Source organism: Pseudosulfitobacter sp. SM2401, from assembly GCF_042932805.1.
In the GTDB taxonomy this organism is placed as follows: domain Bacteria; phylum Pseudomonadota; class Alphaproteobacteria; order Rhodobacterales; family Rhodobacteraceae; genus Ascidiaceihabitans.
Map to the genome: position 1 here is coordinate 1,348,233 of NZ_CP170633.1, position 26,477 is coordinate 1,374,709.

Below are 26,477 nucleotides of genomic sequence, written 5' to 3' on the forward strand. Positions count from 1 at the left end.
GCCGCTATAGCCAAACGTGATGCCCAAACATTCAGAGACCAAATTCCTGCCCCACAGCGCCCAACAGATGTATGATCTGGTGGCAGATGTGGCGTCGTACCCCGAATTTTTGCCGTGGTGTTCGGCCGCGCGCATCCGGTCTACCAAGACGGAGGGTGCCTCGATTGAGATGCTGGCCGATCTGGTGATTTCGTTCAAAGTGTTTCGCGAGCGTTTTGGCAGTCGGGTTGTGTTGTGGCCAGAGGCCCAGAAAATCGACACGGAATATCTGGACGGCCCGTTTAAATACATGAAATCGAACTGGGCGTTCGAGGACGCCGAGGGCGGTTGCAACGTCACCTTTTTCGTCGATTTTGAATTCAAGAACGCGATTTTGCAGGGCATCATTGGTGTGGTGTTCAACGAGGCCATGCAGCGCATTGTCCGCGCTTTTGAACGTCGTGCGGATGATCTGCACGGCTAGACCAAAACGCAAAACGGGCCCCAAAAGGCCCGCTTTTTAGTTCATAAGTTCAGCTACTTAACTGTTCATGTCGTAGGCGCGTTCACCGTGTTGCGCGATGTCCAGACCGTTAACTTCGGTCTCTTCATCGACGCGCATCGGGATGAACACGCGGATCACCAGCACCAGCACAACAGTCACAGCAATCGTGTACACGCCAACAATCACGAGGGAACCCATTTGCGCAGCCCACGTGCCAGCGCCAAAGACCGCAATCATGATCGTGCCAAAAATACCGCCCACGCCGTGCACGGCAAAGACATCCAATGTGTCGTCGATTTTGAATTGGTTGCGGATCAGGTTCACCGCTTCTTGGCAGCCGATACCGGCGATCGCGCCAATGATCAGCGCCTCGATCGGGCCAACAAAACCGGACGCTGGCGTGATTGACGCAAGGCCCGCGATCGTACCGGTGACGATGCCGACCAGAGACGCTTTGCCGAACTTGATCTTTTCCCACAGGGCCCACGTCAATGATGCTGTGGCCGCCGAGATATGCGTGACCGTGATCGCCATTGCCGCACCGCCGTCTGCCGCCAATTGCGATCCGCCATTAAAACCGAACCAACCGATCCACAAGAATGCCGCCCCCATCATCACCATGCCGGGATTGTGCGGCGGTGTGTTCTGGTTTTTGCGCGCCCCCAGGAACACGGCCAAGACCAACGCGGCAAGGCCCGCCGTTTCGTGCACCACAATGCCGCCAGCAAAATCGCGCACGCCGGTGTCGCCAAAAATACCGCCATCCGCCAAGAAACCGCCGCCCCAAACCCAGTGGACCACTGGCGCGTAGCACAGCAACATCCATGCGCCCGAAAACGTCAGCACAAACCCGAACGAGATGCGTTCGACATAGGCGCCAACGATCAAGGCTGGCGTGATGATTGCGAATGTCATCTGGAAGGCAAAGAACAAAACCTCGGGCAGGGTGCCAGACAGCGATGACGCGTCAACACCCAGCAACATCAGCTTGTCCAAGCCGCCCCAGAAACCAGATGTTCCTGATCCAAAGGCAATTGTGTAGCCGAAAAAGAACCAAAGCACGCTCATCAAACAGGCGATGGCGTAGCAATGCATAAAGACGCTAAGCACGTTGCGCGAGCGCACCAGCCCGCCGTAAAATAGGGCAAGCCCCGGAAGGGTCATCAGCAGCACCAATGTGGTGGCCACCATAATCCAAGCTGTATCAGCTGCGTTCATCTGGTTCTCCGATCCTGAAAGCGCGATGTTGAGGATGCATAGGCGCTCTCGGTGCGGATAAAAGCAGCAACGGGTCCGGTGGGCGCTTATTTTTCGGGCGATTGGCTTATTGGTTAAATTTTGGGCGCATGCAGCGGTATTTTGCCTTAAATTTAGGCGCAAGCGAATCTTTGCGCATGCGCTGGCGTGTCGAAGGTATGGATATCCTGACTGCCACCGGTTTAGCGCGCGCGTTACTCTGTTCGGATTAGTTGGTTATTTCATCACTAGTCGGGGCCTCGCTCGGCGCCTACCTCTCGCTTGGTGAGGCCTCATTTACGGCAAGTGTCGCAACAGCAATTGCAGCGCATTATCACGCGCACCGATCCGCACGTTTTCGCGGCCCAACGCCCCAAATTCGATGGTTTCGAAATGTGTGGCCTGACCGGTTTGCGCGAGGCCAAAACAAACCCGACCTTCGGGTTTGTGATTTGATCCACCGGGGCCTGCCAAGCCCGTGATTGACACCGCAATGCCCGCGTCAGAGTTGGTCAAAGCGCCCTCGGCCATGGCAACGGCGACTGGTTCCGACACAGCGCCGTGGGCCGCAATCAGCGCTGCATCGACCCCAATCATTTGGGTTTTGGCGGCGTTAGAATAGGTGACAAATCCCCGATCGACAACGCGCGATGATCCGGGAATTTCGGTCAGAGCGGCCGCAACCATGCCGCCGGTGCAGCTTTCTGCTGTTGCAATCATGGTGTTTGATTGTGACGCTTTATCAAGGATTTGTGCTGCAACCTTCATGTCATAATGACCCCGTGTGCGATGCCGGCAAGAACCAGAACGCCGAGGGCCGCGAACACGCCTGCAATCACATCGTCCAGCATCACACCTAACGCGTCGCCGCGCCGATCTGCCCAGCCCACCAGCCACGGTTTCCAGATGTCGAACAGGCGGAACAACAAAAATGCGGCGATCCATCCAGGCCACATCGCAAGGATCGAAATGTCGTTGGCCCACGCGGCGTAGGACAGCGGCAACAGCGCGATCCATTGACCGACCAGTTCGTCCACGACGATCTCGGATGGGTCGTGATCCTCTGATCCGCGGGTCATCTGGTCCGTCGCCCACCAGCCTTTTAGGAATGCAGCGACCACCCCGATCAGAAGCAAGGGAAAGCCGCCCAAAACATGCACCAACCACGCCCAAGGCAGCGATACAAACGACCCCCACGTGCCCGGTGCAGGGCGGATGTAGCCGACGCCAAACAGCGTTGCGATCATGCGCGCCAACATCAGGATTTCACCAACGCGCAGGTTGCGATGCAGGCGATGCCTTCGCCGCGACCGGTGAACCCGAGACGTTCCGACGTGGTTGCCTTGACCGATACACGGCCCAAATCCATGCCCATTATGCGCGCCATTTCTGAGCGCATTGCCACGCTGTGCGGCCCGATTTTGGGGAATTCACAGATCAGCGTGCAATCGATGTTTGAGATGCTAAACCCTTTGTCACGCGCCATACTTACTGCGTGGGTCAGGAAAATGTGGCTCTCGGCCCCTTTCCACTGCGGATCAGAGGGGGGGAAATGTTGTCCGATGTCGCCCATCGCCAGCGCGCCGTAAATCGCGTCTGTGACCGTGTGCATGCCGACATCTGCGTCCGAATGGCCAACCAGCCCGTGACTGTGCGGGATCGCAACGCCGCACAGGGTCACGTGATCGCCCGCGCCAAAGGCGTGCACGTCGAAACCGTTGCCCAATCTAATGTCCATCTGCGTCGTCCTTTTGGGCCTGCAAAATGCGCGCGGCGCGTTCAAAATCAGCAGGGTGGGTTATTTTCAGGTTGTCCTCATGGCCATCTACAATTGCGACGGCAATCCCAAAGGCGCGCGCGACCTCGACATCGTCGGCTGCACCGCCTGCGTGGGCGTCGTGCGCGGCTTTGATCGCGTCCAGCTTGAACCCCTGAGGTGTTTGTGCGCGGAACAATCCAGCTCGATCCTGGGTTCCGTTGACGCGGCCGTCTGCACCTGTCCACAATGCGTCGGTTACGGCCAAAGCGGGTGCTGCACCGTCGTGGTCATAAAGCGCTGCGATAACTGCTGAAATGACGCCTGCGCTGACGCAAGGCCGTGCAACATCGTGGATCAAAACGCGGATCGTTCCGTCGGGTACCGCGACGAGGCCGGCGATGACCGAGGCTGCGCGGTCCGCGCCACCAACGGTCACGTTTGCGCCGTTCAGCGTGGCGGCAAGGTCCAGATCATCAGGGTGTAAAACCAGGACAATGTCGTCAATCTCTGCATGTTCGGCAAAGGCGCGCAGGGTGTGATCGATCACCCGCGCATCGCCGATTTCGCACCACTGTTTTGCCAAACCCGCAGCGTCACCGCGGCGCGCGCGGGTGCCACGTCCGGCGGCAACGATAACGGCTGTGGTGCTCATGTTTTGCGCTTTGGTGTCATAATCTTGTGTTTAGGCATTCGGAGGGGGCAAGGCAATTGCACAGCGCGATTGCCTAAATTTTAGGCAGGTGGTAGTTTTTTGGGCTTAGGGTGTGGGGCAAACCGTTGAGGGTGCCGGACATTGCCGCTAGGAAATATGAAAACACAAAGGAAACCGTCAGTTGAGTTCGTCAAATGACCCCTTGGAATTAACGCCGCCAGTGATGCTGGCCCCGATGGCCGGGATAACCGATTTGCCGTTTCGCAATCTGGTTGCCTCGTTTGGTGCAGGCATGGTGGTGTCAGAAATGGTCGCCAGTCATGACATGTTAAACGCCCGCCCGGGCAGTCGTGAAAAGGCGGAATTGGGGATCGGAACAGTCGGCACCGCCGTTCAATTGGCGGGGTCTGAGCCCGGTCCAATGGCCGAGGCTGCGCGCATGGTTGCAGGGCAGGGTGCTGCCGTGATCGACATCAACATGGGCTGCCCCGCGAAAAAAGTTGTGAACGGCTATTCGGGCTCTGCCTTGATGAAGACGCCGGATCACGCACTGACCTTGATCGAAGCCGTGGTGAACGCGGTCGATATTCCGGTCACGCTAAAAACCCGTCTAGGCTGGGATGACGCGCTGATGAATGCCCCTGAAATCGCGATGCGGGCCGAAGCCGCTGGCATCAAGCGGATCGTCATTCACGGGCGCACGCGCTGTCAGTTTTACAAAGGACAGGCCGATTGGGCAGCGATTGCGCGGGTCAAACAGGCGGTGCAGATTCCGGTCATCGCAAACGGCGACATTGTCGATATCAACACGGCGCGCCTTGCGATGACGCAATCGGGCGCGGACGGTGTGATGATCGGGCGGGGCGCGCAAGGGCGGCCGTGGGCGTTGGCCGAAGTCGCGCATGCGTTGTTTGGCGGTCCCAAACCCGACGTGCCAGCGGGGCAGGATCTGGCCGATCTGGTCGGCGCACATTACGCGGCCATGCTGGCATTTTACGGCAACGATCTGGGGCTTCGGGTGGCGCGCAAACATCTGGGTTGGTTCATGGACACGGCGAAAACGCCAGCCGATCTGCGCCGCCGCGTGCTCACCAGTAAAGACACCACCGAAACCGCTGCGATGATTCCACAGGCCATTCTCGCCAACGCGCACGGGGTCGCAGCATGAGCACGGATCCCTCAATCTGGGCGTCACTGCCGGTTCCAGCGGTTTTGATCGATGCACAGGACAACATTCTCGATATCAATTCCGCCGCCGAAGGGTTCCTGAACGTGTCCGCCAAATCCGTAGTCGGCGTGCCGCTGTGGGATCAGATCGCCATCGATTCCCCGCTCGAAGAAGCGTTTTCGCGTGCGCGCGATCATGGCACACCGCTGTTTGTGAACGATGTCGATGTGGGCAGCGGACAGCGCGCACCCCTGCAATGTGCCTTGCAAATCGCGCCACTGATCGGTGCGCCCGGGCAAATGATCATGATGATCACGCCGCGCGAACTGGCCAGTCACATCACGCAAAACCATTCGGTCAAATCAGCGGCGAAATCAGCAATTGGCATGGCGGAAATGCTTGCTCACGAGATCAAAAACCCACTGGCTGGCATCACCGGCGCTGCGCAACTGATCAGCATGAATTTACCGCCCGAAGACCTTGAGTTGACCGATTTGATCGTCGAAGAAAGCCGCCGCATCGTAAAACTGTTGGAACAAGTCGAGCAATTTGGCAACCTGTCTGTGCCCGAAATGCAGCCCGTAAACGTCCATGATGTGCTGGACCGCGCACGCCGGTCTGCGTTGCTGGGATTTGGGGCGCAAATGAAGATCATCGAGGATTACGACCCGTCGCTGCCGCTCGCGCTGGGGGACGGTGACCAGTTGCTGCAAGTGGTTCTGAACTTGCTGAAAAACGCCTCAGAAGCGGCGGGGCCTGATGGCGGTACGATCCGTTTGCACAGCTATTTTGAACATTCGTTCCGCCTGCGCCGCGCGGATGGAACCGGCCATTCATTACCGCTGCAAATCGAGGTGATTGATGACGGCCCGGGACTGCCAGATAGTATCAAAGGCGACATTTTTGACCCCTTTGTCTCGGGGCGCGAAAACGGCACCGGATTGGGCTTGGCGCTGGTCAACAAAATCGTGTCGGACCATGGCGGCTGGATTTCCGTCAGTTCGGTTCCGGGACAAACGACGTTCCGGTTATCCCTGCCGCGCGCCCCTAAATAGTCAACAAAACAAGTAGGATAGATCATGGATGGCACAGTATTGGTCGCAGATGACGACCGCACGATCCGAACAGTTTTGACCCAAGCGTTGACGCGCGCAGGGTGCAAAGTACACGCGACCTCGTCGCTGACCACGCTGATGCGATGGGTCGGCGAAGGCAAGGGTGATGTGGTCATTTCAGATGTGATGATGCCGGACGGCAATGGGCTGGAAATGCTGCCCAAAATTGCCGAAGACCGCCCGGGTTTGCCGGTCATCGTGATCTCGGCGCAAAACACAATTATGACCGCGATCCAAGCGGCCGAGGCCAAGGCCTATGACTATTTGCCCAAACCGTTTGATTTGCCCGATTTGATGAAACGCACAGCCCGCGCGCTTGACAATAAACAAGCGCCGCGCGCCAGCACCACCGACACCCAAGAGCGCCCCGAAGAGCTGCCTTTGGTCGGGCGCACGGCCGTGATGCAGTCGCTGTATCGCGTGGTCGCACGGGTAATGAACACCGATTTGCCAGTGGTGATCTGGGGCGAAAGCGGCACGGGCAAATCGCTGATCGCCCGCGCCATCCATGACTTTTCCGACCGGCGGACATTGCCGTTTATCACGCTGACGGCGCTTGATCTTCAAGAACTTGAAGGGCCTGCGCGGGTGCTGGCACGGGTCAAAGGTGGCACGCTGTTGATCGACGAAATCACCGATGTGCCGGATGAAATGCAAGCGCGACTGGTGCGCATGATGGACACGCCCGGCGAATATGTGCCGCGCTTTATGGCGACCAGTCAGGCCGATTTGTCGCAAGCCACCGAAAGTGGGCTGGTGCGCAAGGATCTGTATTACCGGCTGAGTGGCGCGACGCTCAAGGTGCCGTCCTTGCGTGAACGGGTCGACGATATCGAATTGCTGGCGGCCCATTTTTTGGCGAAATCCGAACAATCGGGCAGTGGTGCATTTACCCTGTCTGCCCCCGCGACCGAGATTTTTCGCACCTACAGTTGGCCCGGCAACGTGCGCCAGCTTGAAAACGCGGTGCGCCGTTTGGGTCTGACCAGCCGCAATGCTGAAATTTCAGCCTCCGAAGTCGAGCAGATTCTAGGCAATCAGCCGGATCTCGCGCCTCTTGCCGGTGGGTCGACCGATACCGAAAAACTAGGGGCGTCTGTGGGCGGGCACCTGCGGCGATATTTCGATTTGCACGGCGATGTTTTGCCACCTCCGGGGCTTTACGGCAGGATTCTGCGCGAAGTTGAGGGGCCATTGATCGAAATTGCCCTCGATGCGACAGGTGGAAATCAGGCGAAATGCGCTGATTTGTTGGGGATCAACCGCAATACCCTAAGAAAGAAGATCACAGAGCTAGGTATTCAGGTGACACGCCGCCGCAAGTTGATGTAAAACGGCCACACAAGGCGTGGCTTTCAGGGCGCAGTTCTGAACATGACCACCCGATATTGCGGTTGGGTGCATGTGCACCGCATCAACAGGTAGGAGGTTCTGTGGTTTCCCGGACACGCCAAACACGTTGGCTGATGACGCTCGGGCGTTTGCGCCGCCAAAGACGTGTGCGCAATGCCGCGACCTTGGGGCTGGTGTTTTTGGCCCCGGTGTTGGTTTTAGCGACGTTTTTGGTGCTTGGTCCGCTGGATCAAGGGGCAGGCGCGCTATCGCTGCGGTTGGTTTTGCTGGCCGATCTTGTGTATGTTCTGGCCATCGCCGCATTGGTTTTATCGCAAGTTGCCCGCCTGATTTCAGCCCGTCGCGCCAAGTCTGCTGGATCGCGTTTGCACCTGCGTCTGACGGGGGTGTTCGGGCTGCTGGCACTGATTCCCACCGTGACCGTCGCGATTTTCGCCGGTCTCACTGTGAACATCGGTCTCGAGGGTTGGTTTTCAGAGCGCGTCAGCCAAGTGATCGGCAATTCCGTGGCCGCAGCCCAGGCCTATGAAACCGAACAAAGCGCTGATCTTGTGCAAGATGCACGTGCACTGGCGGCGGGGTTTGACGGGGCGCGTCAAAACAATCCGAACCTGAGCGACAGTGAAATTCTGGGTGAAATGCAGGCTCAAATTCAGCGCGGTCTGCGCGAGGCATATTTGGTCGATGGCACCGGTGCAATCCGGGCGCGTGGGGTGCGGTCGTATCTGTTTGATTTCGAACCGCCCAGTGCGCAAAATCTGGCCGCCGCGCGTGATAATGGTTGGCTGATTATCGAAGATTGGCCGATCAACGAATTTCGCGCGTTGGTGCCGCTGGACAGCTCGGTGGACCGGTTTTTATACGTCAGTCGCGATGTCGACGGCGCGATCTTGTCGCTGCTGGATGAAACTCAGGAAACGGCGCGTTTGTATCGCCAACTCGAAAGCGACCGTGGGCGGGTCCTGTTCGAATTTGGCCTTATTTATCTGGGCTTTGCTGTCATCCTAATTTTGGCGGCGATCTGGCTGGGGCTGTGGTTTGCGGAACGTTTGTCCGGCCCTGTTGGCCGTCTGACAGGCGCTGCGCAGCGGGTTGGGGCCGGCGATCTTGAGGTGCAAGTGCGCGAAGAGGAAGGCGACGATGAAATTGCAATGCTGGGGCGGTATTTCAACCAAATGACCAAACAGCTTAAGGGGCAGCGCGACACATTGCTGGACAACACCCGCCAGATTGAAAGGCGCCGCCGCCTGTTTGATTCCGTGCTTGGGTCGGTGACCTCTGGCGTTGTTGGATTGGATGCTGCAGGCAAGGTGACCTTTGTGAACCGCTCGGCTGAACGGCTGCTGGATTGGCACGAAGATCAACAATCTGTGCCGTTGTCGTTTGCCGTTCCGGAATTTGGCCCGCTGTTCGATATTCTTAAAAATGGACCGCAGGAAATTGCTCAGGACGAAATCAAGGTGAGCCGTTTGGGCCGCATGGAAAACCTTCTGGTGCGCATGGCGACGCGGCGCAATGATGCGGGCAAACGCGAAGGCTACGTTGTCGCGTTTGACGATGTGACCGATCTGGTCAGCGCGCAACGCATGGCGGCATGGGGCGACGTGGCGCAACGGATTGCCCATGAAATCAAGAACCCGCTGACCCCGATCCAGCTGAGTGCCGAGCGTATCAAACGCAAATTCGCCCCCAAGGTGGGCGAGGACAGTGACCAGCTGGAGCAAATGACCGATGTCATCGTACGCCAGACTGGCGATCTGCGTCGCATCGTAGACGAGTTTTCGAAATTTGCGCGGATGCCTGAACCTGATCGCCAAAGCCATGATCTGACGTCTTTGGTGCAAGATGCCGTCACATTGCAGCGTGTAGGACAGCCAGGTGTTGCAATTTCTACCGACCTTTTGGATCAGCCTTTGGTGTTCGATCTGGACGCGACGATGATCTCGCAGGCGCTTACAAACTTGATTAAGAACGCAGGCGAAGCAATTGAAACATTAAAAGAAAAAGGCGTTTCGAATGGCCTTGTTCCGCAAGTGCACGTGACCCTGAAGCAAGACGAACATGCTGCATTTATTTCGATCGCAGACAACGGCATCGGGCTGCCCGAAGATCGCGCACGCCTGTTTGAACCCTACGTGACCACGCGCAGCGAAGGCACGGGGTTGGGCCTGCCAATTGTGAAAAAGATTATCGAAGAACACGGCGGCACTTTGGTGCTGGACGATGCGCCTATTTTTGAGGGGCAAACACATTACGGGGCCATGGCAGTGATCACATTGCCGCTGAACATCAGCGCCGCCCCGACACGCGACAACCAAGAGGTGACAGGCAATGAGTGACATTCTGATCGTTGACGACGAACGCGACATTCGCGAGTTGATTTCGGAAATTTTGAAAGACGAAGGGTTCCAGACCCGTTTGGCTGGCAACTCGGATGATGCGATGGCAGCGGTGAACGAAGACGCGCCCGCGTTGATGATTTTGGACATCTGGTTGAAAGACAGCCGCATGGACGGAATCGACATTCTAAAAACGGTGAAACGCGACAACCCGGACGTGCCGGTCGTCATTATTTCGGGCCACGGCAACATCGAAATCGCGGTCGCTGCGATCAAACAGGGGGCTTATGATTTCATCGAAAAGCCGTTCAATATTGACCAGCTTTTGGTGGTGATCCGCCGTGCGATGGAAACCAGCCGCCTGCGCCGCGAAAACCAGTCGCTGCGGCGTCAGGACGGCGCGCAATCAGAAATGATCGGCAATTCCGCGTCGTTCCGTGCGCTGATTTCGCAGCTCGACAAAGTCACCAAATCCAACGGGCGTGTAATGCTGACAGGCCCCGCTGGCAGCGGCAAGGAACTGGCCGCGCGCTACATTCACGCCAATTCGAACCGCGCCTCAGAGGCCTTTGTGACGATCAACTGCGCCGGCGTTGCGGCGGATCGAATGGAAGAGGTTTTGTTTGGTCGCGAAAGTGCGGATCGCGGTGTTGAACCCGGCTTGCTAGAACAAGCGCACGGCGGTGTCGTATATTTCGACGAGGTCGCAGACATGCCCATCGGCACGCAATCAAAAATCCTGCGCGTGTTGGTCGATCAGCAATTCCACCGGGTTGGCGGCGCAGACAAAGTCCGCGTCGATTTGCGGGTAATATCCAGCACAAGCAAGAACTTGGACGCCGAAATTGAAGCAGAAAATTTCCGTCAAGAACTGTATCACCGCCTGAATGTGGTGCCGATTGCTGTGCCGTCGCTAGAAGAGCGGCGCGAGGATATTCCGCTGTTGGCGGGCCATTTCATTGCCGAATGCAACGCCAATCAAGGGCTGCCGCTGCGCGAGCTTACGGATGATGCGTCAGCGTTGATGCAGACGATGATTTGGCCGGGCAACGTGCGCCAGTTGAAAAACCTGATCGAACGGGTGCTGATCCTGTCCGACGGTACCGGCCCGATCGAGGCGCGCGAATTGCCGGGCGAAGACGATGCATCTGGCGAAGAAGGTCGTGTGGTTTTGTCGGGCGCACTGGCAACGCTGCCGCTGCGTGAGGCGCGCGAAGCATTTGAACGCGAATATCTGCTGACCCAGATCAACCGCTTTGGCGGCAACATCAGCCGTACCGCGAATTTTGTCGGGATGGAACGCAGCGCGCTGCATCGCAAGTTAAAATCGCTCGGGGTTGTGACATCAGCCAAAGCCGGCGCGCGGGTGGCGCATGTGGACGATCAAGAGACGGATTAACCTTGGTTCAAAACCCGCAACGTCCCGTCTGAATTGCGCAGAAAACAGGATCGATCAGTGAGTGTGGGCAGTTTTGCAGCGCCGCTGGCTGGCACTGTTGCTGCCCCATTTTTGCAAGGCTGGATTTTGGCCGGCGCGTAACCTTTGTCGCTCATGCATTGGGTTTCGACCCGTCCGCGCAAGGCTTTGTTGACGTCGACCTGATAGACATGACCGGGGCGGTAATAGCCGGGCTGCGTCGTGCAAACGTTGGCGGCATTGCAGATTTGACGCGGTGCCACCCAAACCGGCGGCGACACTTGGGTTTGCAAGCGCACGGGGGCGTCGCGCAAGGCGCGCACCTCGCAGGACGTGATGTCGGATTGCAGGCGGGCAGGGCTGACGCCCGCGCGGTAATAGGTCGTCAACGGCAAGCAGGCAGACACCACCAGCGGCAAAACCAAAAAGCAGATGCGTATTTTCATACCGCCGATTGTGTCGCATCATCGCGGCACACACAATCGGATTGACCGGACTTGCGCCTTTGTGTCATGCGTTTGGTTCGGATCAGCCTGTATCTGGGCGATGGATCAAAGGATGGACCTATGAAGGTCATAATTTGTGGCGCTGGCCAAGTTGGCTGGCAAATTGCCCGACATTTGTCAGGTGAACGCAACGACGTCACGGTGGTCGACAACAACGCAGATTTGGTGCGCCGCGCCACCGATAGCCTTGATGTTCAAGGGGTTACGGGCTTTGCGAGCTACCCGTCCGTGCTGGATAAGGCGGGTGCGGGCGACGCTGACATGATCATCGCGGCGACCCATTCCGACGAGGTGAACATGGTCACTTGTCAGGTGGCGCATTCGGTGTTCCGGGTGAATCGCAAGATTGCGCGACTGCGTTCGCAAGCCTATCTCGAAACGATTTATTCCGACCTGTACCGCCGCGATCACATGCCAATTGACGTGGTGATCAGCCCCGAACGCGAGGTCGCAGCCGCCGCTTTGCAACGTCTTTCGGCCCCGTCTGCCTTTGATACCGAACGGTTTATGGACGGCCAGGCGCATTTGCTTGGCATCCTGATCGAAGACGATTGCCCGGTCATCAACACGCCTTTGCGCCAGTTGACCGACCTGTTTTCGACCCTGCGCGCCACGGTTGTAGGCGTGCGCCGTGAGGGCACGTTGTTTTCACCAGAATCCGGTGATCAGCTGTTTGCCGGCGATGAATGTTATGTGTTCACGCACGTGGATGACATCGCCCGCACAATGGAAATTTTCGGCAAGAAAATGGCCAAACAAGAGCGTGTCGTGCTTGTCGGGGGCGGCAATGTCGGGCTGGCTGTGGCCACCGAACTGGAACAACGGGCAACCCGTGTGCGCACCAAGATTATCGAAAAAAGCCGTGCGTGTGCGGAACGTGCCGCCGAAGCTTTGGAACGCACGATTGTGCTGAACGGTGACGGTCTGGATGTGGCTTTGTTGGCCGAAGCGGGCATTGCGCGCGCTGATGCGATGCTGGCGATCACCGATGACGACAAAACCAACATGCTGGCCGCCGTGCGCGCAAAATCCGAAGGGTGCCCTTACGCGATTGCCTTGATCAACGACCCGACGCTGGTGCCGCTGATGGGGCCGCTGGGGATCGATGCCTACATCAATCCGCGTGCCACAACCGTCAGCTCGATCCTGCGCCACATCCGCCATGGCCGGGTGCGCGCGGTCTATTCGATTGGCGACGCCGAGGCCGAAGTGATCGAGGCCGAAGTGCTGTCGACCTCGCCCATGGCGGGCAAACGCATCAGCGATATCGGCTTTCCCGAGGGGGTGTTGGTCGGCGCGGTGCGCAAAGGCGACACGGTGCTGCGCCCCATGGGATCCACCCGCATTGACGAAGGCGACGTGATCGCGCTGTTTGCCTTGGCAGGCGACGTACCCGAGGTGGAACGCCTGATGCAAGTTTCCATCGATTTCTTCTAAACAGATGCCCCGCGCCCCCGAACCCATTGGTTTTGTTGATCGTTTGATGCAGCTGCCGCTGTTCATGATTGTCTTTGGTGTGGCGTCTTTGTCAATGCTGGTGCCAGCTGTTTTTGCCGGTCTGACCCGCGAACTCGAAACAGGGCGCGCGTTTTTATACAGTGGTCTGTTGGGTTCGATCCTGTTTGTTTTGATCGCTCTGGCCCACGCCGGCCGGATGCCGCGACACGGTGCGCTTGGCCCGTTGATGTCGTTGTTTTCGACCTTTGTGTTCCTGCCGATTGTTCTGGCGATCCCGTTTTTTGAGGCGTTGAAAACGACGACGTTCCTGAATGCCTACATCGAGATGGTCAGCGCCATCACCACCACCGGCGCGACGTTGTTTGACGACCCCGAACGCCTGAACGGGCCGCTGCATTTGTGGCGCGCGCAGGTTGGCTGGATGGGTGGTTTGGTGATGTGGATTGCGGCCTCGGCCATTCTGGCGCCGCTGAATTTGGGTGGGTTCGAAGTGACCGCGCGGGCTGAACCGGGGCGGCGCATTGCGGGGGTAGGGCGCGTTGGTCAACCCGAAGGCCGTGCACGGCTGGTGCGGGTGATTGCGACGATTTTTCCGATCTACACCGGGCTGACCTTGCTGTTGTGGGTGCTGTTGTGGTTGTGCGGCGAAACATCGCTGGTGGCGATCTGTCATGCGATGTCGATCATGGCGACGTCGGGCATTTCGCCGGTGGGTGGAATGGACGCCGCAAGCGCGGGTATCGCGGGCGAAATGGTCATGTTCCTGTTCATGTTTTTTGCTCTGTCGCGCCTGACATTTTCCTCTGACACAGTGACCAGCGAAAGCGGTGGTTTGCGCCACGATCCAGAGTTCCGGATTGGCATCGCGTTGGTGATCGGGGTGCCGACTTTATTGTTCGTGCGCCACTGGTTGGGGGCCTTTGATGTCGAGGCACAAGCCAGCCTGCTTGAGGCCGTGATCGCCTTTTGGGGGGCGACCTTTACGGTGATGTCGTTCCTGACCACCACGGGGTTCGCAAGTGCCAGTTGGTCCGAGGCGCAAAGCTGGTCGGGATTGGCGACGCCGGGCCTTATTCTTATGGGGCTTTCGCTGATTGGCGGTGGTGTTGCGACGACTGCGGGTGGCGTAAAACTGCTGCGGGTTTTTGCGCTTTATCGCAACGGAACCCGCGAAATGGAGCGTTTGGTGCACCCCTCGTCGGTCAGCGGCGCGGACCCTTTGGCGCGGCGTTTGCAGAAAAATGGCGCGTTTACCGCGTGGATTTTCTTTATGCTTTTTGCCATTTCGCTGGCCGCAATCACCATGGTTTTGGCCGCCCTTGGCGTTAGTTTTGACGAGGCGCTGGTGCTGTCGATTTCCAGCCTTTCGACCACCGGACCGCTGCTGGAATGGGCCGCTGACACGCCGATCAGACTGTCCGAATTGGGGCCGTGGGCCAAGTCGGTTATTGCCGCGGCAATGGTCATCGGGCGCCTCGAAACCCTGGCGATAATCGCGCTTTTGACGCCTGATTTGTGGCGCGGTTAGGTTACGTTAGGTAAATAGAACCATGCAGAGCGTTTTTTTGGGCTGGAATGTCTTGGAGTCCTTATACATACTCTCCCCAATAGGGATGGCTTGATCCGCAGGCCGACAACAAGAATAAAGGCAAGATGTCATGGCTTCGGACCGACAAAATCTGCAGGACGCGTTCCTGAACCACGTGCGCAAGACCAAAGTGCCCGTGACCATTTTCCTAATCAATGGTGTTAAACTACAAGGGGTTATCACTTGGTTTGATAACTTCTGTGTATTGCTGCGCCGTGATGGGCAATCCCAGCTGGTCTACAAGCATGCGATTTCGACGATCATGCCAAGCCAGCCCATCTCGCTATATGAGGGCGAAGACTCCGCTTGAGCAAAGAGCAATTCCAGATCGATGACAGCGACGGGCCACGCCTGACGCGCACATGGGTCCTGCATCCAGATATTAAGTCAGATTATGGCCGACGCGATGCAACACTCGCGCTGGCCGAAGCTGTATCATTGGCCCATGCGTTGGCCGAACTAGAGGTTATTGGCTCAAATGCTGTCCGCTTGCCCAAGCCGCATGCGGGCATGTTGTTTGGCAAAGGTAAGATACAGGAATTACACGATTTATTCGAGGCTGAAGAGATCGAATTGGTCGTGATTGACGGCCCTGTTACGCCGGTTCAGCAGCGCAACCTGGAAAAAGCGTGGGACGTCAAAGTGTTGGATCGCACGGGCCTGATCCTCGAAATCTTTAGCGATCGCGCCGCCACCAGCGAAGGTGTGCTGCAGGTCGAGATGGCAGCGCTGAGTTATCAGCGCACGCGACTGGTGCGCGCATGGACCCACCTTGAACGCCAACGCGGCGGGCTGGGCTTTGTGGGTGGACCGGGCGAAACCCAGATTGAATCGGACAGACGCGCGATTGACGAACAACTGGTGCGCTTGCGTCGCCAGTTGGAAAAGGTTGTGAAAACCCGTGCCTTGCACCGCGCCGCACGGGCGAAAATTCCGTTTCCCGTGGTGGCGTTGGTTGGTTATACGAACGCCGGAAAATCGACTCTTTTCAATAGGTTGACGGGCGCGGATGTGATGGTCAAGGACATGCTGTTCGCCACACTTGACCCGACCATGCGCAGCCTTGTGTTGCCTGACGGGCCTGAAGTGATCCTGTCCGACACGGTTGGATTTATCTCTGATTTGCCGACCGAACTGGTTGCGTCATTCCGCGCCACGCTCGAAGAAGTTTTGGCCGCCGACATCATCCTGCACGTGCGCGATATCAGCCATCCTGAAACCGAAGCGCAGGCCAAAGACGTGCGCGACATCATGACGGTTTTGGGGGTCGAACGTGAACGCCCGACGTTTGAGATCTGGAATAAGGTCGACGTTCTGGAGCCTGAGGCCGCAGCGGCCGTTCAGGCCCGCGCGGACCGTGACGAGACCATTTTTGCGACGTCAGCCGTAAAAGGCACCGGCCTTGATGTGATGATGGAGGCGGTTGCGGTTGCGCTGCAAGGATCGCTGTTCACCGAGGATCTGACATTGCCGTTCTCTGAGGGGCGCAAACGCGCGTGGCTGTTTTCGAATGAGGTCGTTGAATCCGAAGGGCAATCCGAGGACGGTTTCGAGCTGACCGTGCGCTGGAGCGGCGATCAGAAGGCGCAGTACGACGCATTGTAGCGCGCGGCGGCGTTAACGCTGCGTGCGCCGGGGTGATTTTGTAAAACTGTACAAAAGCCACTGGAATCTGTGCAGTTCGCGCCGCACAACGACGCCTGTATCAGCCTGAAACTGCCGAACTGTACAGATTTGGCTGAAATATGAGCAGTTTTGGCGGATTGGACGTGTTTAGGTGTGGTTAACCTGTTGGCCTCGTTCATGTTTGAGCGCGCGCGTTAGGTATTTGGTCATGTTTGCAGGGCTGTGCGATTTGGATCGACCGATATTCCGCAGGATGTGTGCCGTGGATCATCTTGCAACTGATTTACGTCGTAGAGGATACGAAGGTCTGATTTGAGCCCACACTCGGCCTTTTGTATCAAACGCACCAATCCGGGTGTGCGTGATGATTAAGACTCTACAACCGACAACACATAACATAGTGTCTGAAGATGATTGATTTGAAGCGAGCACGGCGGGACACCAACGAAAGCTCCGCTTCAGTCAACGGAGAAACCCCGGGTATCAAATGTTCACGGCCAACCCGGCTGCAGCGAACTGGGGCATGAACGCGAACGGTCGCGATTCTATTTTCCACACCAGCCCGAACAACTCACTCTTAAATGCCAGCAGGGCGGGGTTGTGACGGTAAATAGCATTACCCCATCGGACTATGTCGACGCACGGATCGCCGCCAAGGTTTCCGACAATTCTACTTCAATTTATTGCAACCACGACAACCAAAGGAAATATAATGAAACTATGTCTCAAGATTGGCCTTATGATAGCTGCGCTTGTTTCGCCGTTTGGAATAGCGAGCGCAGATACCACTAACGCCTATGCAAACTCTGGCATTCCTCTGGAATCCATTGATGATGCTCCTTGGGTGGCGACGATTGTTATGCATGGCACGCGCAACCAGTTTTGTGGCGGCGCGTTGGTTGCGCCGGGTTGGGTTCTGACGGCGGCGCACTGCGTCGACACGCCGACCGTGCGCAAAGACCCGTCAAGAATTGATGTTGTCTTGGGCACATTGAACTACGCGAGCGGTGGCGAGCAGATCACCGTGTCCGAAATTTTCATGAACCCAAGCTGGAATCCAAGCACGATGGATTTTGACGTGGCGTTACTGCGTTTGTCCAATAGCGCGACCATTGGGCGGCCTATCCAAATGTATGAATCCGAAAACTTGCCGGGGGACATGACCGTTCAAGTGTCAGTCTGGGGTTCCACGGCACAGGGTGGTCCGGGAACTCCGGTTTTGAAATATACTGAGGTGCCGACGGTCTCCAACTATACGTGCAACGCCCCTGAAAGTTATAACGGCGCCCTAACCAACACGATGTTTTGTACAGGTTATCCGAGAGGCGGCAAAGATGCTTGCCCAGGTATTAGTGGAGGGCCGGTGTATGTTCGTATTTGGGGCGAAATTAGGTTGGGCGGTATTGTTAGCTGGGGCCACGGGTGTGCCGTTGCACTAAGGTTCGGGGTCAACACACAGGTTTCGGCAATATCTGATTGGGCCAATCAGACGATGTCGAACTAAGCGTCAAAGAACAATTCGCGTGCCCGCAAGTTCGCGGGCGCGCGTCACAAGTTGCTTAACCATTGGCCACCGGTTTAAGAGAGCGTGCCGGTCAAATTGGGTCAAACGCAGACTTTTGTGCCGGGAACTAGAACTGCAGCTTTATCCCGCAGTTCCGTCATTTAGAATATCCGAGAAAGGGGATGACTATTGCTAGAGAAATCGTGCAATCGAAACTGCTGTTGTCACTGATTGTTTCTTTGCTGAGTATTCCAGCAATGTTCATTTCTCGAGTAACCCCACCTCATGGCCCGGGCGTAATCTCGCTGTTGTTTTTGGCAATTTGGGGGATCAGCACGATGTACATTATGGTTCGTGCAGTTTTTTGGACATTCAAATCAATAGCAAAGTTCTTACGTTGCTAGTCGGCCAATTTCTAACCAACAAAGGCCTGAAAGGTCCGCACAGCTGACCTTGTCACTTAAGCGTCGCTAAGCATCCCGCCATTTTCCGCTCGCCAGATCACCAAGGCTCCATTGTCCGACTTGTGCGCGGATCAGGCGTAGCGTGGGATGCCCGATGTGGGCGGTCATGCGCCGGACTTGGCGGTTGCGCCCTTCGGTGATGGTGATTTGCAGCCAGGTGTCGGGAATATCTTTGCGCACGCGGATCGGTGGGTCGCGTTCCCATAGCCCGTCGGGTTCCGAGATCTGTTCGACCTTTGCCCGTTCGGTCATGCCGTCGTTCAGCTTGACACCACCGGCAAGTTGGCTCAGCGCGCGCCCTTTTGGCGTGCCTTCGACTTGGACCCAGTAGGTCTTTTCCATCTTGTTGGTCGGGTGCGTGATGCGCGCCTGCAGCGATCCGCTGTCGGTCAAAACCATCAACCCTTCGCTGTCGCGGTCAAGGCGACCTGCGGCGTAGACGTCGGGGATCTTGATGAATTTCGACAGGGTCGGGCGCGGCGAAGTGGTGCCTTTGTCGGTGAATTGCGACAGCACGCCGAACGGTTTGTTGAATAGGATGACGCGGGCCATTTATTGCTCCGATGCAGGGTTCAAGGTTGTCACACCGACGGCAGCACCGCGGGCGAGGTCTGCGTCCAGTGACATGAGGATGTATTCGCCGCGCCGCCACAATTGCGCGAGGTCGTCGTAGTGGCGCGATAAAAAGTGGCCCGATTGCCCCGTCGAGGTGACAAAAACCGAGCTGTCAGGATCGGCGAAATCGTAGACGCCGCGGTAGCCGGCACCATGCACGTTTTCGAACGGGTTGGGGCCGTCACCTGATGTCAGCCCACGGTTCAGCGTGTTGTCGCCGCCAGAGGTGGATTGGCGGATGTTCACGAAATAGCGCAGCAGCGGCACTTTGCCCAAGGTCGTGTGGTCGTGCGTGGCTTGGTGTGCGTCGCCCCAGCGCAAGGATTCGAGCCCCGAGCCCCAAGTTTCCTCGATTTCCAGCAACGCGTCATCCAAGGCCAATCGCGCCATGTCGGCGCAGGTTTCAATCGGCGCGCTTTGCACCACGTCGCACCACTGCGCGGCCCCGTCGATGTCGCGGTAGACCCGTTCGATGAACAGCGGTTCGACGTGGCTGAACTGGTCAGCCATTGGCCCCAGATCATCGTTGATCAGCCGGTCTTGCAGCGCGCGCAACCACGTGGCGTAGATCAGCGGTTCGGGCAGGTGTTCGTTCATCTCACCGCTCCAACTGGCAAGCAGATCCAGCGCGCGTTGGCGTTTGCGCTCGGGCGTGCCTTCGACGGCGGCCTCGCCTGTGAACCACAACTCGGCCCCGATCAGCGGCAGCAGGGATCGCGCGGTGAAACTGACGGTATCCAACTGCGCCTCGACAAAGCTGTCGCGCGTGTGGACTTGGCGCGCTTGCATCAGCCGTTGCCAGCGTTGGATGCGTTGCGTGTCGCCCCACGTAAACGACACGTGATTGGGGAACGGGCGTTCAACGGTCTTGTTGTTGGTGTTGCCGAGGATACCGCCCAAAGGGGCGATGAATTCGGGGTTGGCGGCGTAGGGCATGCGCCCTTCCCAGTGGTTTTTCGGGTCCGCCCCAAGGGACGGCATGCGCCCTTGGCTTTGGTGATTTGCATCGCGGCGCGGGATCGCACCGATGGTTTTCATCGCGATGTTTTCACGGTCCACCAGCGTCAGGTTTTGCGCGGGCGCGATGTAGAACACGCCGGCGTCGATGGCTTGTTTGACGTTGCGCGCTTGCATGATCCCGATGCCTGCGGTCATCGATGTGTCACGCGGGCTGAGCACGGTGGCAGACAGGGCTGCGACATGACCGGGCGGCGTGACAGTGCGCAAGTCTTTGAATGCACCGGGTAAAATCGGGCCGTTGTCGGACCAGCGCAGGGTAATTGTGATCGGTGGTGCGTCTTTGATGTTGATGATCGAGGGGCGGGTTTCAAACGCCTTAAAGCCGTCTTTGACGCGGTATTCTTCGGAATTGTCGGGGTTCAGTTCTTCGATCATGATGTCTTGGTCATCGACGTAGGCGCTGGTCAGGCCCCAGCCCAATTCGGCGCTGCGTCCGGTCAGGATCACGGGAACGCCGGGGATCGTGCCGCCAATCACGCTGCCGGTGCGCAAATCCATACGCGCCAGATACCAGATTGCGGGGGCGGTGAACCCGAGGTGCGGATCGTTGGCCAGCAACGTGCCACCGGACGCAGAGCGTGTCGGCGCTGCGGCCCACGCGTTGGACGCACCGGCAAATACGGGCGCTTTGAACGGTGACAAAGGGTGCTGGCCGGAGGTGTTTTGCGCATAGACGGGCAGGGTCGACAGGTCAGGCATTAGTGAGGCGTATTGCGGCAAGGCAGCCACGCCAGAGCCCGGCGCGTCGGGCAGAATATCGCCCAAGCGCTTGGCATCAGGCACCGCCAGCGACATGCGGGCGCGCAGAACTTCGGCGTCCAGATGACCGGACATTTGCAGGCCCATCAGCTTGATCAGTGCAATCGAATCTGCAGGGCGCCACAGGGCAATCGGCGCGTTGAAAATGAACATCTCGGGCGCACCACGCCCCGACGCCCCTTTGTTGATTTCGGCCAGTTGCGCGTTCACGCCAGCGGAATAGGCCTCGAGTGCGGCGCGGGTCGGCGCGTTCTGTGCCTCAACCGAGGCAATCGACAGACGGTACAAATCCAGACGGCGCAAATGCGTGTCGATCTCCAGCGTGGTGGTGCCGAACACTTCGGACAGCCGGCCCTGAGCGGTGCGGCGCAGCACAGTCATTTGCCACAGGCGATCCTGCGCGTGCGCAAACCCCAGCGCAAAAAACGCATCCGCATCGGTTTGCGCCAGAATATGCGGCACATTCGCATTGTCGCGCACGATCTCGATCGGGGCGTTTATGCCGTCAACCGTGACCGCAGCCGAGTAGTCGGGCAGGGACCGTGAGGCCAGATAATAGACCAGCAAAATTGCCAGCACAGACAGCACAATCGCCGCCGCTGTCAGTCGTACCAGCCATTGAAACAATAGTGCCATCGCGGCCTCGTGCAGTTGACCCTTGGGGTCAGACTGTTACGTATGCTGGCAAACGATGACAACCGTCCATTGGCCCGTAGTGGCGTCCATTGGCGCACATTCAGGAGAAAGACATGACAAAGATTGCATTTTTGGGTTTGGGGGTCATGGGCGGACCAATGGCGGGGCATCTGCAAAAGGCAGGCTTTGACGTAACGGTTTACAATCGCACGGCTTCCAAGGCGGATGCTTGGGCGGCTGAATACGGTGGATCGGCGGCGGCTACCCCGCGCGAGGCCGCTGCGGGCGCTGAGTTTGTGATGGCCTGTGTGGGCAACGATGATGATTTGCGGTCGGTCTGTTTGGGTGCGGATGGCGCGTTTGCAGGCATGGGCGCACAAGCGGTGTTTGTGGATCACACCACCGTGTCGGCAAAGGTCACGCAAGAGCTGCACACAGCCGCAGGTGACGCAGGCAATTATTTCATCGATGCGCCGATTTCAGGTGGTCAGGCGGGGGCCGAAAATGGCGCGCTGTCGATCATGTGCGGCGGTGACGAGGACGCATTCAAACGCGCATTGCCGGTGATGGAGGTGTATTCCAAAATCTGCCGTCGCATTGGGGACAGCGGTGCCGGGCAGATGACCAAAATGTGCAACCAGATCGCGATTGCAGGTTTGGTTCAGGGGCTGTCAGAGGCGCTGCATTTCGCACAGAAAGCCGGTCTTGACGGGCGCGCGGTGGTCGAGGTCATTAGCCAAGGTGCTGCTGGCAGCTGGCAGATGGCGAACCGGTACGAAACCATGCTGGACGATCATTTTGACCACGGGTTTGCTGTGGATTGGATGCGCAAGGATCTGGGGATTTGTCTGGACACCGCCAACGAAATCGACGCGTCTTTGCCGGTCACCGCACTGGTCGATCAGTTCTATCACGATGTGCAAAAGCTGGGCGGCGGGCGCTGGGATACGTCCAGCCTGATCAAGCGTTTGCAGGCGATGGGTTAACAGACCCCAGTTGCCCCCCCTGAGCGTGTTCTTGGGGGGGTCGTTTTGGAGTTTGTTGGGGAAATCAAGGTAGGTGCGTTGTGGTCAATGTCGGGTTTGAGCCCAATTGACCAATATTCTGTGATGTAGCGAATGTCAGGTTCCAGGCGCTTAAACCGCTGCCTTCTCCGCTCTCGAATGAACTTCACTGTCGAGAAGTGCAACAGGGCTCCAAAAATCTGCGACATTACCCTCTCCAAAGCATCTTAAGCTTCACAAAATCGGTCAAACTGACTTTCTCGACATACTGACGCGGTCGCGCCTTAGAACCGGTATGACAATCCAACAAAGCTGCTGAGGCCGACATCTTCGTCCACGATTGGGCTGTCCGAAACGTCATCGGGCAGAAAGGTGGCGCGTACCGAGCCCACCAGGTTCACCCTGTCGTTGATCGGGAACACGGTTGAAACTGCGATGTGGGGTATGATGACGTTACCAGGCGCGTAAGCGGGTCGTCCTATGGTGGCCTCGTTCGCAAAGACACCATAGGAATACTGCGCGAGGTCGTCGCTTTGCCAGGTCAGGCCAGCCGACAAAAGGAGTGGCGTCTGGCCCAAGGGGAGCGGTTGTCGCACTTCTGCCGCGATCTCGTGACCACCATGATCGTCAGACAGTTCGGTAACAGCCCTCAGGTGCAATTGTGTCCCACGTCCGAAGCTGTAGCGCAGTTGCACCCCACCATCGACTGTGATGTCGCGATCAATACCCGCCAGCGCGGGGCTGTCGGTATCGTCGAGGGCAGAGAACCGTGGCGATACGACAGCGCTAAATTGAAGCTGCTGGTTCGAAATGAGCGTGACGCGCAGCCCGTCCGGGATGCCGATGCTGAACGCCTCTGCCTCGTAACGAAGGAGCGGCAGTGCCTGTGTTTCGTTATCCTCCCCAACGAAGATGGACGTCGCATGGGTCACGCCCAGTCCCAGGGAGAACCCCTCGGCCGGTTGTTGTGCTACGGCCTGTCCTGCACCGCAGCCAACCACCATGGTGGTTGCGACGATCGCTCGAAATGTCATGGGTGTTTTCCTTCGTGTATTTAGCGAGGTGATCAGTTCGCGGGGTTCAGGGTTTGTCCGTTTTCAAGTGTCAGCCCGCCATTGGCGGTGATGGCAACCTGTCCGCATTGATCGCCGCGTGGCACCGTCATGCACAGCTCTGACCCGTTCAGGGACCATGTGCCGTTCTGCTGTCCTCACGGGGTTTGCATCGCGATTGTACCCCCCTCGAGGAAAGGCATTTGCATGTGTATTCCCATGCGCCGCATCTCGAACGTGTTCCCGGTGATGTGTGCCGCAATCACGGTTTCACTGTCTGCTGTGAAGCCGCAGCACCTTCCTTGGCGATCCCGAAGTGCCGTTGCTATTTAGAAACGAACGTCGTTCGAAGCTGATTTCGTGCACGAAATCAGCGCCCAGTCACTCTTCGGTTTCGGAATTCGGGATCACCGGAACCAGCAAATACGTGTCGTAACTCCCACCTGTATGGATCAAATGCGATCCTTCATTGATCGTTGCGTCATGTGCCAGCGTCGGGTGATCAAACTGATCGTGACCTTGTATAGATAGTTCAAGCGTTTCCCCCGATCCAAAATAGGTGCTGCTGGGCAATATCTCGATCTCAATGGGTACGATTTCACCTTGGCTTAGCGGCATCCGCCGCTCATGCGCCAATACGGGCTGCTCTGGTGTCGAACGTTCAGCGTCTAATTCGCGGTGTGAGACACGCAGCCAGCCAAGTGCCGCAGGCGTCTGGCTAAAGCCAGTCTTGCCGTAGAAATTGACCTCTTCACCTGTTGCATCATACTTCCGTACGGCGACGAACAGGTCCATGTCATCTGCGCCGTCTGCTTGAACCCACAGGTGCAACTTCATGTTGCCGGTCAGTTCGGTCTCTCGATCAAAAGTTGTGCGAAACACGACTTCACCTGTTTGCGCATCATAGCTTGCCTCACTCTCTTCGGCGGGCAAGTTGTCAAGCAATGCACCGTCGGATGCATCAAGGTAGAGAGGCGTATAAATCGTCGATGGCAGAGGCCAGTCATCTGCATCCCGGACACTGTATCCTTTCAAAGTGTCCCGCACTTCCAACCGGACGCGGGGGCGTTCATCAAATCCGTTGTCTTCATCTTTGAGGAAATGGTCGAAAAATGCTGTTTGCATCTCACGCGCTTCGTCGCTGTAGTAGACCGCCCATTTTGGCTGGCCATGTGTGTAGAGCCATTTTTGTTCAGAAGCGATGCGCTTATACCCTTCGAAGGCCCCGCGCGTGTGCAGCCCTTGGTCTGACCAACTTGCAGCCACCAAGGCGGGTACATTGATTGTTTCCAATGCGATACCCGAAGGGGGTTGAACCTTATCTTCCAACCACTTCATCACTATGGGACGGCTACGTGCGAAATCGAAAATTGTGGTAGCCGGAAGGCTCGATTCATTGGCCTTTCGCTTGACCCGATCCATCCAGAAGGGCGTGAACGCCGTTTCAGGAATGCCGCCGTGAAACAGAACCTCGCGGTAAGCGTCGGTTTGTCCTTCCCAAGGCATGATTGCTTTGAGATATTCTGGCGGTGTGCCACTGGCGGCTGCCCATTGGGCAATCGCGAGATAAGAAACCCCCGCTAGGCCAATATTGCCATTGCTCCAGTCCTGCGTACCGGCCCAAGTAATGGCATCGTGAAAATCATCGCGATCCTGTTCGCTGATCACCGATCCAACGCCTTCGGACTTGCCGTAACCGCGCGTGTCGAGCGTGACCACCGCGTAGCCTTGCTGAACCCAATAGGCAGGGTCCGGGCCTTCCCAAGGTGTCCATTCGCTTAGCTGCAATGGACCGATGTCAAAATCATCTCGAGCGTTGAACCGCATGATGTTCGGATATTGCTCCAAGCCCTCATCTTTGTGATAAGCCGTAATCGTCAATATGACTGGAACATCATCCGCGCCCTTTGGGCGAAACACATTGGCTGAAAGACGTGTCCCATCTCGTGTCATCACCGCCAGATCGCGTTCGACAATGGTATTGCCTTCAAGCTCGGAGATATCTTTCGAGACAAACGGGCTGTCCGGTGTTCCGATAAGATCGGTTAGGTCTGACGGCTCGTAGACAGAGGGACCATCCGCCAAAAACCAATACGCACCAAAGACAGCACAACCCAAAACGAAACCAAGGCTCAAAATAACTCTTTTCATGCCTCTTGCCATTTGCTGCTTGCACGTTCTTGCCACACGGAAAAACTGATCCATGCGACTGACACCAATCCAAATGCGATCAAGATGATCGGCCCAACCGCTTCAAACACCGCAAACATTGCAGCGCCGATGAAAAACAGAACTAACAATTGAATTGGTGTGACTATACCATCGCGCAGCGCGGCGCGCAGGATAACAAAGTTGACCGGGAGGTAGACAAGCAGTCCGGTGATCAAGCCAGGGCTGAAGTCTTGAAAAACGATGGTGGCACCAAGGTGGAAAATCGCGTTGACGATCTGCGAGCCCATCAGAAACAGGATCACACACCATGAAGCGGCACGGGTTCGCAAAACGGTTGCCGAGATAATGAATGCGATTGTTATCGCGGTCAGCAAAACAAAAATGGCCTCAGTCGTAAGCGCATTATTGTCCGCAAAATAGCGAAGTCGCCAGTCCCGAAAATCGAAATACAAATTTTCTTCACTGTGATGAATGGCGTAAGCCAAAGGTGCGAGCAGGAGGGTTATATGAAAGGGCCATTTAAGCATCAGAGCATCCTTATTGAGTTGCG

The 26,477-nt window shown here is 57.2% G+C and carries 21 protein-coding genes and 1 pseudogene; 12 read left to right on the plus strand and 10 right to left on the minus strand.

Annotation, left to right across the window (positions count from 1 at the left end):
* Window positions 1-19: 19 nt before the first annotated feature.
* Complete coding sequence (locus tag ACFIO0_RS06685) at window positions 20-463, plus strand: SRPBCC family protein (protein WP_390914578.1); 444 nt, start codon at window positions 20-22, stop codon at window positions 461-463.
* 57 nt (window positions 464-520) lie between these two features.
* Here the strand turns inward: ACFIO0_RS06685 and ACFIO0_RS06690 are convergent, their stop codons facing one another.
* From ACFIO0_RS06690 to ACFIO0_RS06705, 4 genes and pseudogenes are all read right to left on the minus strand, one after another.
* Window positions 521-1,702, minus strand: a complete 1,182-nt coding sequence (locus tag ACFIO0_RS06690) for an ammonium transporter (protein ID WP_390914579.1) — start codon at window positions 1,700-1,702, stop codon at window positions 521-523.
* Between the two features lie 315 nt (window positions 1,703-2,017).
* Entirely contained in the window at window positions 2,018-2,488 is a 471-nt protein-coding gene (locus ACFIO0_RS06695) for a nicotinamide-nucleotide amidohydrolase family protein (protein ID WP_390914580.1), read from the minus strand.
* Window positions 2,485-2,982 (minus strand): phosphatidylglycerophosphatase A, encoded by a 498-nt coding sequence (locus tag ACFIO0_RS06700; RefSeq protein ID WP_390915294.1) that lies wholly within the window; start codon window positions 2,980-2,982, stop codon window positions 2,485-2,487. The genes ACFIO0_RS06695 and ACFIO0_RS06700 overlap by 4 nt, the downstream gene beginning before the upstream one ends.
* Window positions 2,979-4,131, minus strand: a pseudogene (locus ACFIO0_RS06705) (bifunctional 2-C-methyl-D-erythritol 4-phosphate cytidylyltransferase/2-C-methyl-D-erythritol 2,4-cyclodiphosphate synthase). Before ACFIO0_RS06705 ends, ACFIO0_RS06700 begins: the two are co-directional and overlap by 4 nt.
* A 181-nt stretch (window positions 4,132-4,312) precedes the next feature.
* Here ACFIO0_RS06705 and dusB point away from each other — a divergent pair.
* The 5 genes from dusB (at window position 4,313) to ACFIO0_RS06730 (ending at window position 11,505) form a co-directional block, all read left to right on the plus strand.
* Complete coding sequence (gene dusB / locus ACFIO0_RS06710; protein ID WP_390914581.1) at window positions 4,313-5,299, plus strand: tRNA dihydrouridine synthase DusB; 987 nt, start codon at window positions 4,313-4,315, stop codon at window positions 5,297-5,299.
* Window positions 5,296-6,354, plus strand: a complete 1,059-nt coding sequence (locus tag ACFIO0_RS06715; RefSeq protein ID WP_390914582.1) for an ATP-binding protein — start codon at window positions 5,296-5,298, stop codon at window positions 6,352-6,354. Before dusB ends, ACFIO0_RS06715 begins: the two co-directional genes overlap by 4 nt.
* Window positions 6,355-6,378: 24 nt before the next feature.
* Window positions 6,379-7,746 carry a response regulator gene (locus tag ACFIO0_RS06720; protein WP_390914583.1) on the plus strand — a complete coding sequence of 456 codons (1,368 nt, stop codon included), beginning with the start codon at window positions 6,379-6,381 and terminating at the stop codon, window positions 7,744-7,746.
* Window positions 7,747-7,880: 134 nt separating this feature from the next.
* A complete protein-coding gene (locus ACFIO0_RS06725; protein ID WP_390915295.1) occupies window positions 7,881-10,106 on the plus strand; it encodes an ATP-binding protein in 2,226 nt (741 codons plus the stop codon).
* Window positions 10,099-11,505 (plus strand): sigma 54-interacting transcriptional regulator, encoded by a 1,407-nt coding sequence (locus ACFIO0_RS06730; protein ID WP_390914584.1) that lies wholly within the window; start codon window positions 10,099-10,101, stop codon window positions 11,503-11,505. The genes ACFIO0_RS06725 and ACFIO0_RS06730 overlap by 8 nt, the downstream gene beginning before the upstream one ends.
* Here ACFIO0_RS06730 and ACFIO0_RS06735 read toward each other — a convergent pair.
* On the minus strand, window positions 11,502-11,969 hold the full coding sequence (locus ACFIO0_RS06735) for a hypothetical protein (RefSeq protein WP_390914585.1): 468 nt from the start codon (window positions 11,967-11,969) through the stop codon (window positions 11,502-11,504). The two genes, ACFIO0_RS06730 and ACFIO0_RS06735, sit on opposite strands and share 4 nt — an antisense overlap.
* Window positions 11,970-12,089: 120 nt before the next feature.
* On the opposite strand from ACFIO0_RS06735, the gene trkA reads away from it, so the two are divergent.
* The 5 genes from trkA to ACFIO0_RS06760 all read left to right on the plus strand — a co-directional run bounded on the left by trkA (window position 12,090) and on the right by ACFIO0_RS06760 (window position 18,205).
* Window positions 12,090-13,466 carry a Trk system potassium transporter TrkA gene (gene trkA, locus ACFIO0_RS06740; protein ID WP_390914586.1) on the plus strand — a complete coding sequence of 459 codons (1,377 nt, stop codon included), beginning with the start codon at window positions 12,090-12,092 and terminating at the stop codon, window positions 13,464-13,466.
* Between the two features lie 4 nt (window positions 13,467-13,470).
* Window positions 13,471-15,015 (plus strand): potassium transporter TrkG, encoded by a 1,545-nt coding sequence (locus tag ACFIO0_RS06745; RefSeq protein WP_390914587.1) that lies wholly within the window; start codon window positions 13,471-13,473, stop codon window positions 15,013-15,015.
* Between the two features lie 130 nt (window positions 15,016-15,145).
* Window positions 15,146-15,385 carry an RNA chaperone Hfq gene (gene hfq, locus ACFIO0_RS06750; RefSeq protein ID WP_108828425.1) on the plus strand — a complete coding sequence of 80 codons (240 nt, stop codon included), beginning with the start codon at window positions 15,146-15,148 and terminating at the stop codon, window positions 15,383-15,385.
* Window positions 15,382-16,680: a GTPase HflX gene (gene hflX, locus ACFIO0_RS06755; protein ID WP_390914588.1), complete on the plus strand. Its 1,299-nt coding sequence runs from the start codon at window positions 15,382-15,384 to the stop codon at window positions 16,678-16,680. Before hfq ends, hflX begins: the two co-directional genes overlap by 4 nt.
* A gap of 652 nt (window positions 16,681-17,332) precedes the next feature.
* Window positions 17,333-18,205: a trypsin-like serine protease gene (locus ACFIO0_RS06760; protein WP_390914589.1), complete on the plus strand. Its 873-nt coding sequence runs from the start codon at window positions 17,333-17,335 to the stop codon at window positions 18,203-18,205.
* 470 nt (window positions 18,206-18,675) lie between these two features.
* On the opposite strand, the gene ACFIO0_RS06765 is transcribed toward ACFIO0_RS06760, so the two are convergent.
* Window positions 18,676-19,221, minus strand: a complete 546-nt coding sequence (locus ACFIO0_RS06765; protein ID WP_390914590.1) for a pseudouridine synthase — start codon at window positions 19,219-19,221, stop codon at window positions 18,676-18,678.
* Entirely contained in the window at window positions 19,222-21,699 is a 2,478-nt protein-coding gene (locus ACFIO0_RS06770; protein ID WP_390914591.1) for a penicillin acylase family protein, read from the minus strand.
* Window positions 21,700-21,812: 113 nt separating this feature from the next.
* On the opposite strand from ACFIO0_RS06770, the gene ACFIO0_RS06775 reads away from it, so the two are divergent.
* Window positions 21,813-22,685: an NAD(P)-binding domain-containing protein gene (locus tag ACFIO0_RS06775; protein ID WP_390914592.1), complete on the plus strand. Its 873-nt coding sequence runs from the start codon at window positions 21,813-21,815 to the stop codon at window positions 22,683-22,685.
* A gap of 302 nt (window positions 22,686-22,987) precedes the next feature.
* Here ACFIO0_RS06775 and ACFIO0_RS06780 read toward each other — a convergent pair whose 3' ends face one another.
* The 3 genes from ACFIO0_RS06780 to ACFIO0_RS06790 form a co-directional block, all read right to left on the minus strand.
* Window positions 22,988-23,737 carry a MipA/OmpV family protein gene (locus ACFIO0_RS06780; RefSeq protein WP_390914593.1) on the minus strand — a complete coding sequence of 250 codons (750 nt, stop codon included), beginning with the start codon at window positions 23,735-23,737 and terminating at the stop codon, window positions 22,988-22,990.
* 399 nt (window positions 23,738-24,136) lie between these two features.
* A complete protein-coding gene (locus ACFIO0_RS06785; RefSeq protein WP_390914594.1) occupies window positions 24,137-25,960 on the minus strand; it encodes a CocE/NonD family hydrolase in 1,824 nt (607 codons plus the stop codon).
* Window positions 25,903-26,454, minus strand: coding sequence for an HXXEE domain-containing protein (locus tag ACFIO0_RS06790; protein ID WP_390914595.1), 552 nt, complete (start codon window positions 26,452-26,454; stop codon window positions 25,903-25,905). Before ACFIO0_RS06790 ends, ACFIO0_RS06785 begins: the two co-directional genes overlap by 58 nt.
* Window positions 26,455-26,477 lie beyond the last annotated feature (23 nt).

Bases quoted from the DNA above. Each gene is read 5' to 3' on its own strand.
- ACFIO0_RS06725 (WP_390915295.1), top strand. From the start codon at position 7,881: ATGACGCTCGGGCGTTTGCGCCGCCAAAGACGTGTGCGCAATGCCGCG.
- ACFIO0_RS06760 (WP_390914589.1), top strand. From the start codon at position 17,333: ATGTCGACGCACGGATCGCCGCCAAGGTTTCCGACAATTCTACTTCAA.
- hfq (WP_108828425.1), top strand. From the start codon at position 15,146: ATGGCTTCGGACCGACAAAATCTGCAGGACGCGTTCCTGAACCACGTG.
- trkA (WP_390914586.1), top strand. From the start codon at position 12,090: ATGAAGGTCATAATTTGTGGCGCTGGCCAAGTTGGCTGGCAAATTGCC.
- ACFIO0_RS06780 (WP_390914593.1), bottom strand. From the start codon at position 23,737: ATGACATTTCGAGCGATCGTCGCAACCACCATGGTGGTTGGCTGCGGT.
- ACFIO0_RS06765 (WP_390914590.1), bottom strand. From the start codon at position 19,221: ATGGCCCGCGTCATCCTATTCAACAAACCGTTCGGCGTGCTGTCGCAA.
- ACFIO0_RS06735 (WP_390914585.1), bottom strand. From the start codon at position 11,969: ATGAAAATACGCATCTGCTTTTTGGTTTTGCCGCTGGTGGTGTCTGCC.
- ACFIO0_RS06685 (WP_390914578.1), top strand. From the start codon at position 20: ATGCCCAAACATTCAGAGACCAAATTCCTGCCCCACAGCGCCCAACAG.
- ACFIO0_RS06715 (WP_390914582.1), top strand. From the start codon at position 5,296: ATGAGCACGGATCCCTCAATCTGGGCGTCACTGCCGGTTCCAGCGGTT.
- ACFIO0_RS06730 (WP_390914584.1), top strand. From the start codon at position 10,099: ATGAGTGACATTCTGATCGTTGACGACGAACGCGACATTCGCGAGTTG.
- ACFIO0_RS06790 (WP_390914595.1), bottom strand. From the start codon at position 26,454: ATGCTTAAATGGCCCTTTCATATAACCCTCCTGCTCGCACCTTTGGCT.
- ACFIO0_RS06745 (WP_390914587.1), top strand. From the start codon at position 13,471: ATGCCCCGCGCCCCCGAACCCATTGGTTTTGTTGATCGTTTGATGCAG.
- ACFIO0_RS06775 (WP_390914592.1), top strand. From the start codon at position 21,813: ATGACAAAGATTGCATTTTTGGGTTTGGGGGTCATGGGCGGACCAATG.
- ACFIO0_RS06695 (WP_390914580.1), bottom strand. From the start codon at position 2,488: ATGAAGGTTGCAGCACAAATCCTTGATAAAGCGTCACAATCAAACACC.
- ACFIO0_RS06690 (WP_390914579.1), bottom strand. From the start codon at position 1,702: ATGAACGCAGCTGATACAGCTTGGATTATGGTGGCCACCACATTGGTG.
- ACFIO0_RS06720 (WP_390914583.1), top strand. From the start codon at position 6,379: ATGGATGGCACAGTATTGGTCGCAGATGACGACCGCACGATCCGAACA.
- ACFIO0_RS06785 (WP_390914594.1), bottom strand. From the start codon at position 25,960: ATGGATCAGTTTTTCCGTGTGGCAAGAACGTGCAAGCAGCAAATGGCA.
- ACFIO0_RS06770 (WP_390914591.1), bottom strand. From the start codon at position 21,699: ATGGCACTATTGTTTCAATGGCTGGTACGACTGACAGCGGCGGCGATT.